This is a genomic window from Collinsella tanakaei YIT 12063 (assembly GCF_000225705.1).
GTDB classification, from domain to species: Bacteria; Actinomycetota; Coriobacteriia; order Coriobacteriales; family Coriobacteriaceae; genus Collinsella; species Collinsella tanakaei.
Genome location: NZ_JH126470.1, coordinates 57271 through 74454, shown reverse-complemented (window position 1 = coordinate 74454; position 17184 = coordinate 57271). Strand labels below are relative to the sequence as shown.

12 protein-coding genes are annotated in these 17184 nt (G+C 61.8%); 4 read left to right on the top strand and 8 right to left on the bottom strand.

Features of this window, described 5'->3' with window-relative positions:
- Nucleotides 1-10: 10 nt before the first annotated feature.
- The 7 genes from HMPREF9452_RS07025 to HMPREF9452_RS06995 form a co-directional block, all read right to left on the bottom strand.
- Entirely contained in the window at nucleotides 11-811 is an 801-nt protein-coding gene (locus tag HMPREF9452_RS07025) for a TetR/AcrR family transcriptional regulator (protein WP_009141438.1), read from the bottom strand.
- A gap of 163 nt (nucleotides 812-974) precedes the next feature.
- Nucleotides 975-1874, bottom strand: coding sequence for an HAD-IIB family hydrolase (locus tag HMPREF9452_RS07020; RefSeq protein ID WP_009141437.1), 900 nt, complete (start codon nucleotides 1872-1874; stop codon nucleotides 975-977).
- Nucleotides 1875-2539: 665 nt separating this feature from the next.
- Nucleotides 2540-3352 carry a ZIP family metal transporter gene (locus HMPREF9452_RS07015; RefSeq protein ID WP_009141436.1) on the bottom strand — a complete coding sequence of 271 codons (813 nt, stop codon included), beginning with the start codon at nucleotides 3350-3352 and terminating at the stop codon, nucleotides 2540-2542.
- Between the two features lie 81 nt (nucleotides 3353-3433).
- A complete protein-coding gene (locus HMPREF9452_RS07010) occupies nucleotides 3434-3853 on the bottom strand; it encodes a YbjN domain-containing protein (protein ID WP_009141435.1) in 420 nt (139 codons plus the stop codon).
- Between the two features lie 297 nt (nucleotides 3854-4150).
- Nucleotides 4151-5731: a UDP-glucose--hexose-1-phosphate uridylyltransferase gene (locus tag HMPREF9452_RS07005; RefSeq protein ID WP_040362669.1), complete on the bottom strand. Its 1581-nt coding sequence runs from the start codon at nucleotides 5729-5731 to the stop codon at nucleotides 4151-4153.
- Nucleotides 5722-6939 carry a galactokinase gene (locus HMPREF9452_RS07000; protein WP_009141433.1) on the bottom strand — a complete coding sequence of 406 codons (1218 nt, stop codon included), beginning with the start codon at nucleotides 6937-6939 and terminating at the stop codon, nucleotides 5722-5724. The genes HMPREF9452_RS07005 and HMPREF9452_RS07000 overlap by 10 nt, the downstream gene beginning before the upstream one ends.
- Nucleotides 6940-7015: 76 nt before the next feature.
- Entirely contained in the window at nucleotides 7016-8152 is a 1137-nt protein-coding gene (locus HMPREF9452_RS06995; protein ID WP_009141432.1) for an aldose epimerase family protein, read from the bottom strand.
- Nucleotides 8153-8410: 258 nt separating this feature from the next.
- Between HMPREF9452_RS06995 and HMPREF9452_RS06990 the strand changes: the two genes are divergently transcribed.
- The 4 genes from HMPREF9452_RS06990 (at nucleotide 8411) to HMPREF9452_RS06975 (ending at nucleotide 12325) form a co-directional block, all read left to right on the top strand.
- Nucleotides 8411-9454, top strand: a complete 1044-nt coding sequence (locus HMPREF9452_RS06990) for a LacI family DNA-binding transcriptional regulator (RefSeq protein ID WP_009141431.1) — start codon at nucleotides 8411-8413, stop codon at nucleotides 9452-9454.
- Nucleotides 9455-9710: 256 nt separating this feature from the next.
- Entirely contained in the window at nucleotides 9711-10415 is a 705-nt protein-coding gene (locus tag HMPREF9452_RS06985; RefSeq protein ID WP_009141430.1) for a response regulator transcription factor, read from the top strand.
- Between the two features lie 234 nt (nucleotides 10416-10649).
- The gene (locus HMPREF9452_RS06980; RefSeq protein ID WP_009141429.1) at nucleotides 10650-11924 is read left to right on the top strand and encodes an ammonium transporter; all 1275 of its coding nucleotides are present in this window, start codon (nucleotides 10650-10652) and stop codon (nucleotides 11922-11924) included.
- 62 nt (nucleotides 11925-11986) lie between these two features.
- Complete coding sequence (locus HMPREF9452_RS06975; RefSeq protein WP_009141428.1) at nucleotides 11987-12325, top strand: P-II family nitrogen regulator; 339 nt, start codon at nucleotides 11987-11989, stop codon at nucleotides 12323-12325.
- A 625-nt stretch (nucleotides 12326-12950) separates the two neighbouring features.
- Here the strand turns inward: HMPREF9452_RS06975 and HMPREF9452_RS12160 are convergent.
- The gene (locus HMPREF9452_RS12160) at nucleotides 12951-16586 is read right to left on the bottom strand and encodes an ABC transporter ATP-binding protein/permease (protein WP_009141427.1); all 3636 of its coding nucleotides are present in this window, start codon (nucleotides 16584-16586) and stop codon (nucleotides 12951-12953) included.
- Nucleotides 16587-17184: the final 598 nt, after the last annotated feature.

Here is a 17184-nt window from a genome sequence, read left to right as displayed (position 1 = left end):
AGCTCTCCCCCTAGATGGTGTCTTTGGCGTCCGCTTTCGATCGCGGCTCGACGCCTGATGATGAAAGCGGCGATGCCTGCGGACCGGCGTTTGACGCAGCGAGAACCTCCAGCACGCTGCGTAAGTCCCGCGCGGCGCTTTTTCCCAGCAGCTTCATGCCGTACTCCGGCACGTTGATGTCGATGGGCTTGCCGTACAGGTCGCCGGGACGGACGAATGCGATCACGGTCATGATGCGCGCCATGGTCTCCGGGGCCTCCTTGAGACCCGTTTGGAACCAGCGCTTGATAACGCCCAGCTCGGACGTGATAACGGAATCGAGGTAATAATCGAAGAACGTGCCCAGAGCATCCGGGAAGATGCCCGTCTCCATTCGATGCCTCACGCAAGCGCGCACCAGATCGAGCAGCTTCTCGATAAACGCCGGGTCGCCGCCGGGGCCCAGCAGAGCGCCGATGAGCTCTCCATCTTTCTTGAGATAGGACAGCAGCTCCACCGAACCCGACGCCGGCTCCAGCTCATGTATGTTGCGATACAGATCATCCAGCGTGGAGGCGGAGATGGCGAGCACATGGCGCCCCACCTCGTCCAAAATGGAAGCTTCTACCTGCTCGATGAAGTCTGGGATGTCTTTGTAATGGCTGTAAAACGTGCGGCGCGTGAGACCCGCGCAATCCGTGAGACCGGCGACGGTGACGCTAGAAAGGTCGCCCGTCGCCCCGATCTCCCGCGCGAGCGCTTGGCGCAGCAGGCGCTGGGAGCGGAGACTGCGACGGTCGCATTTTTGTTCGGCCACGGCCTCTTTCGACACTGGCCCTCCTTGGCTTGAGGGGGCCGTGGTTGTAACGCGGCCCGATATTACTCTCTCCGAGCATTATTGCACACGGTGTGCATAATTGAACGAATGTGGAGGAGCACTTACAGAAACCTGACAACCATCAATCATTTGTCTACAGAAGGGCTGCAGACGGGAATTATTCGATTCGAACGTAGCCGGAGCCCTTGCCTGCATCCGCATTGGAAGAAGCAACGCTCCCCTGTTCGCGGACCGTCTTGACCATGTGGCGCGGCACGGCATGAAACGCGCAGCTACCGATGACGTTGCCCGCGGCGAGCTTAGCGGCATCGCTTCCGTTGCTGGTGGCGTAAGCGTGCGTAAAGCGTTGGAGCATGGCGATGTCGTTGCCACCGTCGCCGTAGACGGACACTTCGTCCGCGGAATAGCCAAAATAGGAAGCCAGCCATGCAAGCGCCGCGCCCTTGTCGACGCCGACGTTGGTGATCTCGAACATGACGGGGCTAAAGGGGGCGTTGACCACCTTGTCCGCGTGGCTGGAAAGGAAGTCCTTGAGCTCGCTATCGAGCGAGGGGTCGCTCACGCGGGCGTTGATTTTGCAGATGCTGCGGGAAAGCACGTCAGAGACGCTTTGGTTGTGGACGCAATCCGCCTGCATTTGGCGGCGGCGAATACGCATGGCGGCCATCTTCACCTTCTCGATAGCGCCCGTGGCGACAAATCCGGCGAGCTGGTCTTGCGGGCTACCGGTGACATACGTGCAATCCAGGCCCACGCACTCGAAGCAGACCTGCGGGAATGTGCGGAGCATTTCCTCGAGCACCCCTTTGTCCACATCGCTATGGTAGATGGTGTTGCCATCGTGGTCCAAAATGATGGACCCGTTGGAACACACCGCCTCTATGTCAACGCCGTGAAAACCAAAGTCATTGGGGCTGCGCATGGTGCGGCCGGTGGCGACGGCGAAATGCGCACCGCTTTTAGTAACCGTTCGCAGAGCGGACACGATGACGGGGTCGACCATATGGGTTGCGTTGAGCAGGGTTCCATCCAGGTCGCTCGCAAACAGCTTGATCATTCGTTCTCCCTCTTCCAAGGCTCCTTGTGCGTGTCATACGTTGCGGCGGGCGTCTTACATCAGCGCCCGCTGCACGCTCACGCATCTCGAAACGTTAGCAGATTGGCCCGTGGTTAGACAGGTCGTACGCATCCTTGACGAAAAGCGCGGCGGCGCGGGCATGGGCACGGCGTGCGCACGAGGGCGATGTGGAGCATAACGCGACGCAAGGGCACCGCGTTTGCCAAAATGCATAACGGCCACCGTGCATCCTGCGCGTCTGCCAAAGCCTTGCATAAGAATTGAACGCCGCAAAACCGTGCCGTTTTGAAATGGTCACTGAGGACCACGAGGCGGGTAAGAACCGGCTAACCCAGTGCCCGCTCCCCTTGCGAAACGCCTCTATCAACCGCGTTATGGACGCGCTAGGCCACTTTATTGATACAGATGTTTCCATATTTCGGCTTAAAAAGGCCCCTCTACGGCAAAGGAGGTGCGACAGCCCGCACCTCCTCTGCATTCTTCTTCTCTTTCCGCGGCCAAACGGCCCAAATCGCTTTATACACGGCTTGAAAATCCCCGCTTGAAGCGGTTCAACTGCCATCCCGATCGGGCACGGTTTCAATCTACCGGCCAATAGCTACCACCCGTAAGCTAAACATGCGAATCCGCGATCGCAAAGCCCCCTAGCCCAGGGCAACGTCCAGGACCATCATGAGAACAAAGCCCGCGATGACGCCCAGCGTGCCCACGTTGGAGTGCTCTCCCAGGTGCGCCTCCGGAATAAGCTCCTCGACAACCACGTAGATCATGGCTCCAGCGGCAAATGCCAGCATCCAGGGCATAAACGGCGTGATCCAGCCGGAGACCAGAACCACCGCGATGCCAAAGATGGGCTCTACGATGCCGGAAAGGCTGCCCATGGCAAACGCCTTGGTACGGCTCATACCCTCGCGCGCAAGGGGCAGCGAAACCGCGGCGCCCTCGGGAAAGTTCTGCAAGCCCATACCCAGCGCGAGCGCAAATGCCATGCCAAGGTAGGCGTCCGCAGCGGCACCGGAGGCCTGGGCCGCCATGGCAAACAGCAGGCCAACGCTCATGCCCTCGGGGATGTTATGGAGCGTGACGGCAGAGACCAGCAACGTGGTTCGCTTCCAGCTGGTCTGGATGCCCTCAGGCTGGTCCTCCTCGGGATGCAGGTGGGGCAAGAACGTATCGAGCGCGAGCAGAAAGGCCACGCCCAGCAAAAAGCCGCCGGCAGCGGGGATCCACCCTATCTGACCCAGCTCCTCCGCCTGCTCGATAGCAGGATTGAGCAGCGACCACACGGACGCCGCGATCATGACGCCCGCCGCAAAACCCAAGAAGATATGATGCATAAGCTTGCGGTCGCTTCTAAAGAAGAAGACCATGGCCGCACCCGCGGTAGTCATAAGCCAGGTAAACCCGCAGCCCAGCGCCGCCCACAGCAACGCCTGGCCAATATTCGCAGATAACATAACGCCTCCAAGCAAAAACGAGTAGAAACAGCAAGAACAGGTCTCCGGGCGCCCGCGGACCCCGTAGTAAGTAAGGTGCCCTTACGCCAGCACGCGAAGCAGCCTGGGGTAGACTTCATCGAGCGTATCGAACATGCGGCCCATCGCCGCGATGCCAAACAGCCCCGCCACCTCGGGAACCATGAACACATCGGACGAACAGGCAATGCGCCCGTCGTCTTCCACAACAAACGTAATCCAGCGATACGACCCGTTCAGCGCATTGACCAGCTCGAGCGCCTGCGCGCGAAGTCCCGGCGCCACGCGCCCCAGCTCCTCGACCTCCAGGTGCGCGCCGCGATCGTTCACGCGAAACAAGATCACGGTCGCAGGCAGGCTGGCGCCCGACCATCCAACGCGAATGGTGTCGATGAGGTTTTCATCATCCAGCGGCGTATCGCTTCGATGCTCAATACCCGCCTCACGCATGCTCTGCATGAGCTGGATAGAGTTTTGATACATAGCTGCCCCCTACTCGACCGCGCCATCCACCAGCGCGCCCACAACCGCATTCGCCCGGCCGCACCGTTAAAGACGGCGGGCGCGCCCGCCAAATGCGCTCGGAAGCGCCCTTGGCAGGCGCGGTTCCCTATTCATTCAACGCCCTATCCTACACTAGTTTTCATTTTTTGGACGAGAATAGTTTCCCATAGCTAACCACAAACCCCGTTGCGCATATTCGCTAGCGCAACGGGGTCAACCTCAACTATTCAGTTGTTCTTCGCCAACGCGTTCGGCAGCAATCGGATCACGCGCGGCTTACAGGCGACTCAAGAAACGTTCCAGCCCGGCACGGCCGGCGTCGTCCCATTTATACACGCCCGCGTCCTCGAGCACCCGGCCAAAGACCAGGCCGACCTCATCACGCAAAACGCGCTCGGCGTCGCTTTGAGCAAGGGCAGGGTGCTTCTGCGCAACCTCCACGGCCCAAGCCGCATGGGACGCAGACAGCTCATCCGCTTCCAAGTCAGCGCGCAGCTCTTCCGGCCCGGCGCCGCGCGACTGAGCGGCAAGCAGGAGCTCTTGGGTGCGAGACAACTCGCCCACTAGGCGCGGGGGCAAAATCGCAAGGCCCATGACCTCGATGAGGCCAATGTTCTCCTTCTTGATATGATGCTTGTCCGCATGCGGGTGAAAGACGCCCAGCGGATGCCCAGCCGTTGTCACGTTGCACCTCAACGCCAGGTAGACCGTATAGGCATCGCCCTCCTTGGCCACCACGGGCGTGACCGTGTTATGACGAGTGCCGTCGGCGTCATGCGAGATGACACCGCACTCCACATCATCATGGTCGCGCCACACGTCGAGCACGCGGGTCGCCGCGCCGAGCACGGAATCGCGCGAGGAGCTCGAAAGCTTGAGCACGCTCAGCGGCCACACCAGCACCCCTGCGCGCACATCGCTAAAACCAGAGATCTCGAAAACGCGCTCAACCTTGGCGCGCATCATGGGAAACACATGGCGGCCGCCCTGGAAGTGGTCATGGGTGAGAATGGAGCCGCCCACAATAGGCAGGTCCGCGTTGGAACCCACAAAGTAGTGCGGCAAGGCGTCGACAAAGTCGAGCAGGCGCGACATGTTCTCGCGATCAACATGCATGGGCCGATGCTCCGCGCTCATGGCGATGCAGTGCTCTTCAAAGTACGCATACGGGCTATACTGCAGGCCCCAGCGCTCTCCCCCCAGCTCGATGGGAACAATTCGCAGGTTCTGGCGGGCCGGGTGCGCGCCCAGCGCGCTCGCGGCGGCGCGACCCGCATACCCTTCGTTGCTCATGCACAGCTGGCAGGCGGGATACGGCTCAACATCCGCGGGACAAGAAAGGGCTGCGGCGATATCGCGCGGATCCTTTTCCGGCTTGGAGAGGTTGATGGTGATCTCAAGGTCGCCCCACCTTGTGGGCGTGGTCCAGGCGATATTGCGCGCGATAGCGCTGCGGCGGACGTAACCCGCATCGCAGCACAGACGGTAGAACCAGTCGGTCGCGGTGGCGGAGCCGGCCTGCGAGCGGCGCGCAAACTCTGCGGCGACCTGCGAGGGACGCGGCATCAAGCGGCCCATAACCGCCATAGCCGCGCGGTCGCGGCCGCCGGATGAGTCCTCAAAGCGACCGGCGCCGATGGCGGCATCGGCCAAAACCGCCAGCGTCGCGTCCAGGTCAAAAGCGTCGGGATCAAACTCGTCCACGCCGATCTCCCACGCATGGTCGGGCGCGACCGCCTCGATGCCGCATGCATCAAGCAGCTCGTTGTACGCCCAGCGGCGATCGGCCTCCTCGATCAGCCCGCAGCGAATCGCATAAGAGATAAGAGCCTGTGCGGCGGCCTTGATTACATCCATGTCGCGCACGCGCCTTCCTCGGTAATGGAATACTTACGGCACGACCCCTCGCCCAGCCACGCGTCCATGCGGGCGATGAACTCGTCCACCAAATCAAGCGGGACAAAGCACTGGATCGAGCCGCCAAAGCCGCCGCCGTGAATACGGGCCGCCCCACGACCATCCAAGATGCGCTCGGCCAGGCCCAATGCCAACATGGCGTGCTGCTCGCGCACGTCGCCAACGGTTGCGGACACGTTTTGCAAGAACATGGCGGAGCTGGCACCGGATGCGCGCGTGTGGACGAGGAAGGATTCGATGTCCCCGGCGACCAGGTCTTCCCAGCGTTTATCGACCAAGCCGTTCTCATACCAATAGTGGATAGCGCGCAGGACCGCACGATCACCGTACTTTTCGCGCAGCTGGGGAACGGCGGCGTCGAAGACGGCGGGGTCGACCTCGCATAGGCGCTTGCAGCCGAACTCTCCCGCAATCGCCTGCATCTCATCCGGAATCGCGGCATACTCAAACGTGAGGTCGGTGTGGTCGGACCCCACCTTGACCAGGCACAGCGCGTAACCCGCCTTATCGAAATCGAAATCGAGCTTAGCGGTCTTGGGCTCGCTGGGAACCTCGAAGTCCATGTAGGCGAGCCCGCCCAGGCAAACGGCGGCCTGGTCCATAAGGCCGCAGGGCTTGCCAAAGTAGCGGTTCTCTGCAAACTGGCTCATCTTGGCCAGCTCGACGGGGTCGATGGAGGGACCCTCCCACAGCGCCTCCATGGCGCGGCCGTACGCGGCCTCGACCGCGGCCGAGCTGGAAAGACCGCCGCCGGCGGGAACGGAGCAGACAGAGGCGAAATCAAAGCCCGCCGGTGTGCGCCCGGTCTGGGCCAACTCGAACGCCATGCCGCGGACCAGCGCGGCAGTGGTCTCGCGCTCGTCCTCGCGTACGGACAGGTCGCTCAGGTCGACCTCTACCAGCGGAAAGTTGGCGTCGATTACGCGCACCACGTTGGTTCCGTTAGCAACGGCCACGCCGTCCACGGCGACATCGAGCGCGCCGGCAATAACGTGGCCTCCCTCATGGTCGGTATGGTTGCCGGAGATTTCAGAGCGGCCGGGCGCGTGGACCGCCAAGACCTTTGCGTTGGACGAGATCTCGCCGAACGTCTTCTCAAACAGCTCGCGCGCCGCGGCAAGGGCGGCCTGGTTGTTTGTTGCTGGCATGGACTATCCTCTCTTTAAAAAGCTGTTGTCAACGCGCTCCGTCTCTATCGCAGCGCGCCTGTTGATGAAAGGCCGTTTATGCAGCGCCGGCGGGACCGGCGGCATCTGAGGCGCCGGCGGCATCAGGGTCGACGCCGAAACGGTAGACGATGCGCTCGCGATACGGACGATCCGGCGCGCAGACAGGCTGCGGCCATTCCGCATGGTGCACGGCATCCGGATAGTACTCGGGCTCAAAGGCAAATCCATCATGCGGGCCATATGACGCGGCGTCCTTGGCGCCCTCATCCCCCAGCCAATTGCCCGTATACAAGTGCGCCCCCGGCGCGGTAATGAAGATATCGAGCGTGCGGCCGGATGCATCGTCCACCGCGCGCAGGGCATGGCGGGGCGCGGCGCCACGCGCATAGCCGGCAACGCAGAAGCAGTGGTCGTAGCCACGGGCGCGATCAAGCTGTGCGCTGCCGCATTCAATGTCCGCGCCGAGCTCCTTGAGGCTTCGAAAATCGAACGGCGTATCCGCGACCGACAAGGACTCACCCGCAGACACGCTGTCTGCGCGAAGCGGCAAGAAGGTCTCCGCATCGATGGAGACGCGCTGTGAAAGGCAGACGCCGCTCGCGTGGCCGGCAAGGTTGAAATAGCTGTGATTGGTCATGTTCACATAAGTCTCGGCGTCGGTCTCGCAGACATGCTCCACTTCAAGGCGCACGCCCCCGTCCGCGCCGTCTTTTTGGTCCTCCTTGTCCAAACGATAGGTGACCGCGAAGCGGCGATTGCCGGGCAGGCCCAGCTCGCCGTCCGCAAGCTCGCAGCTAAAGCGCACGGCGCTATCGTCCTCAAAAAGCTCCGCCGACCACAAGCGCTTGTGCAGGCCCCGGGCAAGGTCGGTATGCAGGTTGTTCGCATGGTCCGGACCATCGTTTGCGGGCAGATGGTAGATGCGCCCGGCAAGGGGCACCTCTGCTCGGTCCGTGCGGTTTGCAACGGGGGCAATGGTCGAACCGTAGCAGGCCGGGTTGTCGAGATAACCCGCAAGGTCGCCAAAGCCCAGCAGCACATCCGCGGCGGCGCCCGTGCGGTCGGGAATGCAAACGGACAGAACGGTTGCGCCAAAATCCATGACGGAGACGGATGCACCGTGCGTCGACAGCGTGTATTTGGTTACGCAGCGGCCGTCCGGCAAGCTTCCAAAGATATCAGCGGTGATCATAGGGCTCTCCCTGCATTATCCACATGCCTTTTCACGCATCTCGGCCTTCAGGCAAGATGTTAACGTACTCATATGTTAACGTACTCACAAGCATACGGCACCATGATTTTTAATCGGCAGCTTTATTGCCGTAAACGGTCCGCCCCGGCATACCTGCAGATCGCGTGAGCGTCCCGTGTGTAAAAACAAGACGCCCTCGCGAGCGCAACGCCCGGCGCGGGCGCCGCATGGAGCCTGTAGGCCAGAAAGGACAAGCAGATGCAGACCCATCCCACTGAGAACGGCCCGGCCACGCAGCGCCCCGCCACAGGACGCCCCGTATCCATGTGCGACGTCGCAGCAGCTGCCGGCGTATCGCAGCAAACCGTATCGCGTGTTGCCAACGGGGCTCCCAACGTAAGCGAAAAGACGCGCAAGCAAGTGCTGGACGCCATGCAGCGGCTGGGGTTTAGGCCCAATTACGCCGGCCGATCGCTGCGCGGAGGCAAATATAACGCCGTAGGGCTATGCGTCTACGACGTCACGCAGATTGGCAACCTCACCATGCTCGACGGCATTCTCGCCGCCGCCCGCGAGCAGGAATGCGCAGTCACTATGATAGAGATGGAGGATTCCGACGCGTTCACCCTCGCCGGGGCGTCCCGTCGGCTAGCCGCGCTCCCCGTCGACGGCATGATCATAAGCATGAGCCGCATGGCGCCGGACTTCGAGCAGTTCTGCCCCCAACCGGGCATGAACACGGTCATTGTCACCATGTACGCCCATCCGCGCTGCACCACCATCGATTCGGACCATTACGGTTGCTCGACGCTGGTGATGAACCACTTGTTCGACCACGGCCACAAGGAGATCCGCTTTGTAAGCGGCCCCTCGTTCTCAATCGACAGCGCGTTTCGAGAGGCGGGCTGGCGCGACGCCCTGACGGCGCGCGGCCTGCAGCCTGCAGAGCCCATGGCGGGCGACTGGACGGCAAATAGCGGTTACCGCATTGGCCTCAAGCTTGCCGAAGACAAAGAGATGACCGCGGTCTACGCCGCCAACGACCAGATGGCCATGGGCGTCATCGCGGCCCTGCGCTCCCGCGGCCGCCGCGTGCCCCAGGACGTGAGCGTAGTTGGCATCGACGACTCGATGGATGCCATGGTGCCCAATATAGAACTCACAACCGTTCGTTTTGACCTGCGCAAACGTGGACGATTGGTCTACGGGCACGCCATTGCGGACGCGCCCGCGACACCCGTTGCACTGCGTATCCCCGGCACCTTGGTCGAACGCTCAACCGTAGCGGCGGCCGTCCGCTAGGCAAGGCGCGCCCGCAGCCAGGCCAGGCCCCCTCCTAGTGGCCGGCGCGGCCGGCATCTGCACGCCGTCAGTATCTGTTCGCCGTCGACGCTCCAAACGCTTAGGCTTTCTTAATGCATTCCAACAAGGAACCGGCGCGGTGAAGGTGCTAGCATCTGTGCCAGGCTGCAGACAACTATCAAGCGGCAAATTCCAGCCGGCAGGTTTCATACAGGCCGGCAAGGGCATTCGCCCTACAGGAAAACACGGAGGACCCATGGCGAGCACGCGCGTGCTGATCATTGAAGACGATGCGGACATCAACAACATCGTAGCGACGCACCTCACGCGCGCCGGCTACACGTGCACGCAGGCGTTTTCCGGCACCGAGGCAAAGTTGCTGCTCGATTCCGGCAACTCCCCCATGGCCGACGTGGTGATCTGCGATCTCATGCTCCCTGGTCTTCCCGGCGAAGAGCTGGTGCGGCTCATGCGCGAGTGCGACCAAGACACGCCCATCATCGTCATCTCCGCCCGCACCGCCGCAAGCGACAAGATAGACCTTCTCAAGCTGGGCGCGGACGATTACCTAGCCAAACCTTTCGATTTGGACGAGCTGCTCGCGCGCATAGAGGTGCAGCTTCGCCACCACGGGCGCTCCTCGGCCATCGCCACCTCAAACGACGGCGTGCTGCGTTTTCGCGATTGGACCCTGGACCCTCAGGCACGCGTCTTTTGCGCCGCCGGCGAGCAGCTATCCCTCACCCGCATCGAGTTCAACATCACGGAGATCCTCATGCGCCACCCCAAGCGCGTGTTCACCAAGCAGGAGCTTTTTGAGCAAGCCTGGGGCGAGCCGTACGCCGCTGACGACAACACCGTGAACGTGCACGTCTCCAACATTCGATCCAAACTCAAGGCGTCCGGAACGGACGGCTACCTCAAAACGGTTTGGGGCATGGGCTTTAAACTGGTGGAATAGCACCGATATTTCCCACGTTTTTCTAACGGGTTTCCAAGATTGCGCCGCGGTTCCAAGCGCCGACGGCTCTGTTTCCGCCTTGCATCCATACGTTAACGGCATAATCCCCCGCTTTTTTCACGCCAACTCGATGCCATTATGAGCAAGTCGCAATTGCGCGGCCGTGCACCCGCGCGGCGCGACCGGTCCTAATGGCTTCTACGATAAAACCGGAACTTGTGAGGGGGAAACAACATGTTTGATACAGGTTCCACCGGCTTTATGCTTGTCTGTACCATGCTCGTGTTCCTTATGACGCCTGGCCTTGCTTTTTTCTACGGCGGACTGGCCCGGCGTAAGAACGTTACCAACACCATGCTCATGACCTTCATTGTCATTGGCGTCGTTGGCGTTCTCTGGGTTGTCGCCGGATGGTCGTTTGCCTACGGCGGCGACGGCTCCATCTCGTTCTTTGGCGGCTTTGACCAACTGCTTTGCCTGCCCATTGTCCAGCAGGTTCTGGACGAGGCGGCCAACCCACCCGCGGACGCGACCTATCCTTCTATCGTTGACATCGCGTTCCAGATGGCGTTTGCCATGATCACCTCGGCCATCATCACCGGTTCCGTCGCCGGCCGCATGAAGTTCAAGGCCGTCACCTTGTTCCTTGCATTCTGGGTTCTTGTTGTCTACGCCCCGCTGGCGCACATGGTCTGGGGCGGTGCCGGCTCGCTCATTGGCGAGCAGATTGGCGCGCTCGACTTTGCAGGCGGCGACGTTGTCCACATCTCCTCCGGCCTCACCGGTCTTGTTCTCTGCCTTGCCCTTGGTGGACGCCGCGGCTTTGGCGTTATGAGCTATCGCCCGCACAACGTTCCGTTTGTCGCCCTGGGCGCCGGCCTGCTGTGGTTTGGTTGGTTCGGCTTTAACAGCGGCTCCGAGTTCGCTGTCGACGGCGTCGCCGCACTCGCCCTGCTCAACACCGTCACCGCAAGCGCCGCCGGCCTGGCTTCCTGGTTGGTAGTCGAGCGCCTGGTCACCGGTAAGCCCACGCTTGTTGGCGCCAGCACCGGCCTGGTCGCCGGCCTGGTCGCAATCACTCCGGGCGCTGGCTTTGTCGAGCCCTGGGCCGCGCTGATCATTGGCGCCGCCGTTCCGCCCGTCTGCTTCTTCGCCATCTCGCACCTCAAGGCCCGCTTTGGTTATGACGACGCCCTCGACGCCTTTGGCTGCCACGGTATCGGCGGTATCGTAGGCGGCGTCCTCACCGGCCTGTTCTGCGTGCCCGAGCTGTCCTGGACCGACTTCGGCGGCTTGTTCTACACCGGCGATCCCACAATGCTGATCGCCCAGGTTCTGGGCATTGCGGTCACCATCGCCATCGTCCTGATTCTCGACCTTGTCCTTGTTCTTGTGGTTAAGGCCCTGTGCGGCGGCAGCCTACGCGTTGACGAGGCCGATGAAGCCCTTGGCCTTGATATCTCCGAGCACGGCGAGAGCGCCTACCCCGCGTTCACCGGCTTGGACTAGCAGCTATGCCCCTGGCATAGGAATCATTACCAACACATAGATCAATTGGAGGAGGAGCAGCCATGAAACAACTGACCGCTATCATTCGCCAGGAGAAGCTCGAGGTTCTCAAAGAGGCCCTGTTCGACGCCGGCATCCGTGGAATGACCATCTCGCAGGTGCAGGGTTGCGGCAACCAGCACGGCTGGAAGGAATACGTCCGCGGTACCGAGGTCCTTCTCAACACCATCCCTAAGGTCAAGTTCGACATTGTGGTGGACGAGGACCAGGTAGATGGCTTGATCCAGGTCATCTGCAGCGCCGCGCACACCGGTGGCGTGGGCGACGGCAAGATCTTTGTCACCCCGGTCGACGACGTCATCCGTATTCGCACCGGCGAGCACGGACGCGGCGCGCTCTAATAGGCACGCTCTAGTACCCGGCGTTTGATGCCCGGCTTGCGACTCCCGGCATCGCGCGGCTCATCGCTTAGCGTCGAGCACATCGAGCACCCAACACGCGGCAAACCGCGATAACGACACGGCCCGATTCGATACCCCCACACTCCCTGGTATCGAATCGGGCCGCTTTTTGTGACGCTTCAGCATCCGGCAGCGCTCTCACAGCATTGGATACCGGGTCATTATTATGCCTGTTCAGAAGATTGTCAATGCAAAAAAATGCATAGAGATTTGCGCATGCAAAACCGTGTCCATTCGGGATGGCAGCTGAGGGCCACGAGGTGGGTAAAACCCGAGCCCCCGCTCGCAAATGCGCTACCGACCTTCACGGAATCCCGCAAATCTCACTCACGCTCACCCAGACTTATAACCACGTTTGGCTACAGGTTTACACAATGTGTCTCCAACTTTAAACAGAAATGGTGCCGTGACACAGCCGAGGCGCAACTACATCGCCGCCAATAGAACGCTTGCTCCAAGAAAATGCCACGAGGGGCACGCCAAAAGGCTATGCATGCCCTCCACGTACCCACCTCGTGGCACTCAACTGCCATAGCCAACGCCCACGGTTGTCAAACTCAAGGCGCTAGCTGATGCGTCCGTGCTCCACGCTGTAGAAGCGATCGGCAAATGCGCAGGTAGACGCTCGATGGCTCACCAACACCACCGTTTTGCCGGCGCGACGACGATCGATCGCGCGCATAACCGCCGCCTCGTTGAGCGCATCTAGGTTGCTGGTGGGCTCGTCAAGCAACACAAACGGGGCATCGTGCAAGAAAATGCGCGCAAGGCCAATGCGTTGGCGCTCGCCGCCGGACAGAGAATCGCCCAGCTCCGCAACCGGGGTGTCGTACCCCTGCGGCAGCCTTGCGATCAGCGACGTGAGCGCCGCCGCCTCGCAGGCGCTATCGAGCTCGGAATCCGTGGCGTCCTCACGCGCGATGCGCAGGTTGTCGCCAATGGTGCCCACAAACAAATGCGTATCCTGCGTCATGTACCCAATCGCGTTACGCAGACTCGCGGTGTTGACGCCGCGCAGGTCGCGTCCGCTCATCATCACCGCGCCAGACGTAGGATCCCAAAACCTCATAAGCAGCTTGAGCAGCGTCGACTTTCCCGAGCCGGACCGTCCGGTAACGCACACCATCTCACCGGGCTCAAACGAAATCGAGATGTCATCCAAGATGCAATCGTCTTTGGACGAGGGCATGCACGCGGGCGCGCCGTTTGAAGCCGCCCTGACACCGCGCAACGTTCTGGCGCTCGTGTCGGCGGCGACACAGCCGTAGGAGAACGTCACGTGTTCGCACGCCGCCCCGTCAAAGGTAACGTCCGCGCCATCGAGCACGTCCACGGTCTGGGGCTCCTCGTCCAAAAGATCGAGCACACGCGCGCCAGAGGCGAGCGTCGCCTGCAGGGACGTGCCCAGACGGCACACCGCCAGCACCGGGCCAGAGGAGGACAGGTACGCAAAGGAGCAGATGAACGCCGACGAGAACGAGAGGTCGCCCGCGGCGTAGAGCCCCAGCGACGTCGCGATCATGGCGAGGCTGGTGAGCAGCACCATCGCATCCGCCAGGCCCTCGACCGCAGCGGAGCGCACGTGCAGTGAACGGTCCGTGGAGCCCATAGCGTCGGTCTGCGCGGCGAGGCCGGCCGAGCGCTTGGAGACGCCCGCGAACTGCACGGTCTCGGCAAGGCCGCGCAAACCATCGAGCACGTACGCGCTGATGGATCCCGCCGCGTCGCGCGATGCCCTGCCAGCGTTTCCGCACAGCTTGGACGAAGCGATGGGCATGATGGCGCCCAGCACCAGGTAACCCGCCAGGGCGATGGCAGCCAGCGGCAGCGAGTGCGCGCCGATGAACGCGAGCATGACGGCAGAGGACGCGATGGCGATCGCGATGGGCGAGATGGTGTGCGCGTAGAACACCTCGAGCAGCTCGATATCGGCGGTCACCAGCGATACCAAGTCGCCGCGGTCGCGCCCCTCGAGCTTGGCTGGGGCGAGGCGTCGCAGCGCATCGAAAACGTGGTCGCGGATAAGGGCGAGCAAGCGAAACGCAATGTAGTGGTTTGCCAGCTGCTCGCCGTAATGCAACGGTCCGCGCAGCACGCCGCACGCCACCGCGAGCACGCAGGCGCTCGCGACGGCGAGGCCCGTCCCCTGGCCTGTGGCGGCTATGATGCCGTATCCGCCAAAGGCCGCCACAAACGTCGCCGCCAACGACCCCGCCGTGCCCAGCGCGACGGCAAGCGCCAGGTGCGCAGCCAGCGGACGCACCAGGCCGATCATACGCGCCATGATGGAGAACGCCGAGCGCCGGGGTCCGCAGGACGAAGGCGCCCCCGCAGCTGCGTGCGATGCCTGCACGGGAGCCGGTCCGGATTCAAGCGCCGCCGCGTCCACCACGACACCCGCGGGCATCGAGGCGCGCTCGTTCTCCTCGTCCAACGCATAGGCGGAAAGCTCATGCTGGCTGCTCCACATGCTGGCGTATATCCCGCCGGCAGCAAGCAGCTGGGCGTGCGTTCCCTGCTCTACCAGATGTCCGCAGCTGAACACCAGGGTCTGGTCCGCATGCGCCACGGAAGCCAGACGGTGAGCGATGACTATCACCGTATGGTCCCCTGCCAGTTCGTCGATCACGCGGCCGATCGCGCGCTCGCTCTCCACATCGACGTTCGAGGTAGCCTCGTCAAAGATGTAGATGGGCGAATCATGCAGCAGGGCGCGGGCCACGCAAACGCGCTGGCGCTGGCCGCCGGAAAGGTTGGCGCCGCCTTCCGCCAGCTCCATATCGAGCCCGCCGTTTGCGCGCACAAACCCAGCGATGCGGCACCGCTCGAGAACGTCCATAAGGTCCCGGTCCGTCGCATCAGGGCGCGCCAGCAGCAAATTGGACCGCAGCGATCCTGCGAACAGATGGCCCGCCATGGGCACCAGCGTCACCGCGCGCATCAGCGAGTCGAGTGTGGCGTCGCGCACGTCCACGCCGCCTACTTCAATCTTTCCCAGGTAAGAAGCCTTGCGACCGGACAAAATACCCGCCAAAGTCGACTTGCCCGAACCGCTCTCGCCCACAATCGCCACCAAGCTGCCGCGGCGCATCGAGCAATTCACCTGATCAAGCACCACATGTTCGCCGCGGGCACCGCCCTCGCCGTAGGAGTAGCCCACGCCACGGCACACGATGTCGCCGCGACCGTCCAGCTCGCGCTCGCCGCGCGGCGGTACCGGTGCGTCCAAAATGCGAAACATGGTCTTAGCCGCACTCATGCCGTTCATGGCCGTATGAAACAGCGAGCCCAGACGACGCATGGGCAAGAAGAACTCCTGCGACAGGAATACAACCAAAAAGGCACCCGAAAAGCCTATGGCGCCAGACGCCAGCTGCAGCACCGCCACCACAATACCCGCAGCGGCGCCACCAAAAGCGACCAGGTCCATCACGTTGATGGAGTTGAGCTGCACGCGCAGCATCTTCATGGTCGCGCGGCGAAAGCCCTCCGACTCGTCGTTCATCCGCTTGTGCCAGCGCCCATCCGCCTGATAGATCTTCAGCGTGGTCAGGCCCTGCACCGCCTCCAAAAAGCTGCCGCCCAAATCCACATAGCTGCCCCAATACTCGGCAGCCACCTTCTTGGCGTTGCGCATCACCATCATGATGGAAATGGGGATGAGCGGGACGATGACCAGCAGCACGGTCGCCGGCAAGCCCGCCTGCCCCACTAGCGCCACAAACAGGGTGACGGGGGCAAGTACCGCGTAGAACAGCTGTGGCAGGTAGCCGCCAAAATAGACCTCGAGCTGCTGGGCGCCCTCGACGCTGGTCTGCACCGCCTCCGCGGTGGACACCTGCTCCGTGTACGCCGGGCCCATCTGGACCAGCTTGTCGTACACCAGCTGGCGCACCTGGCGCTTGGCCGCGAAGGCCGCCTTATCGCCGGCGCGCTGGGCCACATAGATCGAAATAGCGCGGACGATGATCAGCATCGCAAGCGTCATCGCCGCGCGAGCGCCGAACGCCGCCGCGCCCGCAGCCGCCGCACCAGAGCCAATTCCGGACGCCGGCATCCCCGCAAGCAGCGCGGCGAACACGTTGCCGATCGTTGCGATGATAGCGATATTGCATAGCAAGGCGATCCATTTTGCTGCGACCGATCCAACAATAAGCGGCATAATGCCTGGTACAAGCGACAGCAACCTCTTATCGAACATGCAACGAGCTCCTTAAAGTTAGCCTTATCTATGTTAGCTTTGGGATACTTTATCTAGCTCATTATGACGCCATTTTGTATGAACGGTCTAACATTTTGTTCACTATGGCTAACACAGAACAGCTTCCCAACCATTCATGAGGTCGCCTACCAACACCAACAACCCCTCCGTGCAAGGATGGGCCAAAAAACGCGTTAGTGCGGAAAGGGCGGAGTGTCAAAAAACGCGCTAGTGCGGAGATTTGGTCAAATAGTGCGTTAGTGCGGTTTGGAAGCGGCCCGGGACACCTTTCTTATGCATAGACCGGCATCGTCCAAGCCTTCTAGTTTGGATGATGTAAACACCCTATTCATAAGGTACCCTTTCTATGCCTCGCCCGGACTGCACTAACGCATTATTTGTCACGATTTGAACCGCACTAAGCCATTATTTGGTCCAACCTCCGCACTAAGTCGATTTTTGTCCCAGCGTGCTCCGAGACGTCTTCCATGTTGCGTCCAATCGCACCACGCCCCCGCTCGCCTCGCCCTACCGCCTCTCTCCACTGCCTCGCCCCGCCGCCCCATCTTTAAGCATTCTTAAACCCCGCTTATAAATC

Excerpts from the sequence above, each read along its gene's own strand:
- HMPREF9452_RS07020 (WP_009141437.1), bottom strand. The coding sequence starts at position 1,874 with ATGATCAAGCTGTTTGCGAGCGACCTGGATGGAACCCTGCTCAACGCA.
- HMPREF9452_RS07015 (WP_009141436.1), bottom strand. The coding sequence starts at position 3,352 with ATGTTATCTGCGAATATTGGCCAGGCGTTGCTGTGGGCGGCGCTGGGC.
- HMPREF9452_RS07010 (WP_009141435.1), bottom strand. The coding sequence starts at position 3,853 with ATGTATCAAAACTCTATCCAGCTCATGCAGAGCATGCGTGAGGCGGGT.
- HMPREF9452_RS07005 (WP_040362669.1), bottom strand. The coding sequence starts at position 5,731 with ATGGATGTAATCAAGGCCGCCGCACAGGCTCTTATCTCTTATGCGATT.
- HMPREF9452_RS07000 (WP_009141433.1), bottom strand. The coding sequence starts at position 6,939 with ATGCCAGCAACAAACAACCAGGCCGCCCTTGCCGCGGCGCGCGAGCTG.
- HMPREF9452_RS06995 (WP_009141432.1), bottom strand. The coding sequence starts at position 8,152 with ATGATCACCGCTGATATCTTTGGAAGCTTGCCGGACGGCCGCTGCGTA.
- HMPREF9452_RS06990 (WP_009141431.1), top strand. The coding sequence starts at position 8,411 with ATGCAGACCCATCCCACTGAGAACGGCCCGGCCACGCAGCGCCCCGCC.
- HMPREF9452_RS06985 (WP_009141430.1), top strand. The coding sequence starts at position 9,711 with ATGGCGAGCACGCGCGTGCTGATCATTGAAGACGATGCGGACATCAAC.
- HMPREF9452_RS06980 (WP_009141429.1), top strand. The coding sequence starts at position 10,650 with ATGTTTGATACAGGTTCCACCGGCTTTATGCTTGTCTGTACCATGCTC.
- HMPREF9452_RS06975 (WP_009141428.1), top strand. The coding sequence starts at position 11,987 with ATGAAACAACTGACCGCTATCATTCGCCAGGAGAAGCTCGAGGTTCTC.
- HMPREF9452_RS12160 (WP_009141427.1), bottom strand. The coding sequence starts at position 16,586 with ATGTTCGATAAGAGGTTGCTGTCGCTTGTACCAGGCATTATGCCGCTT.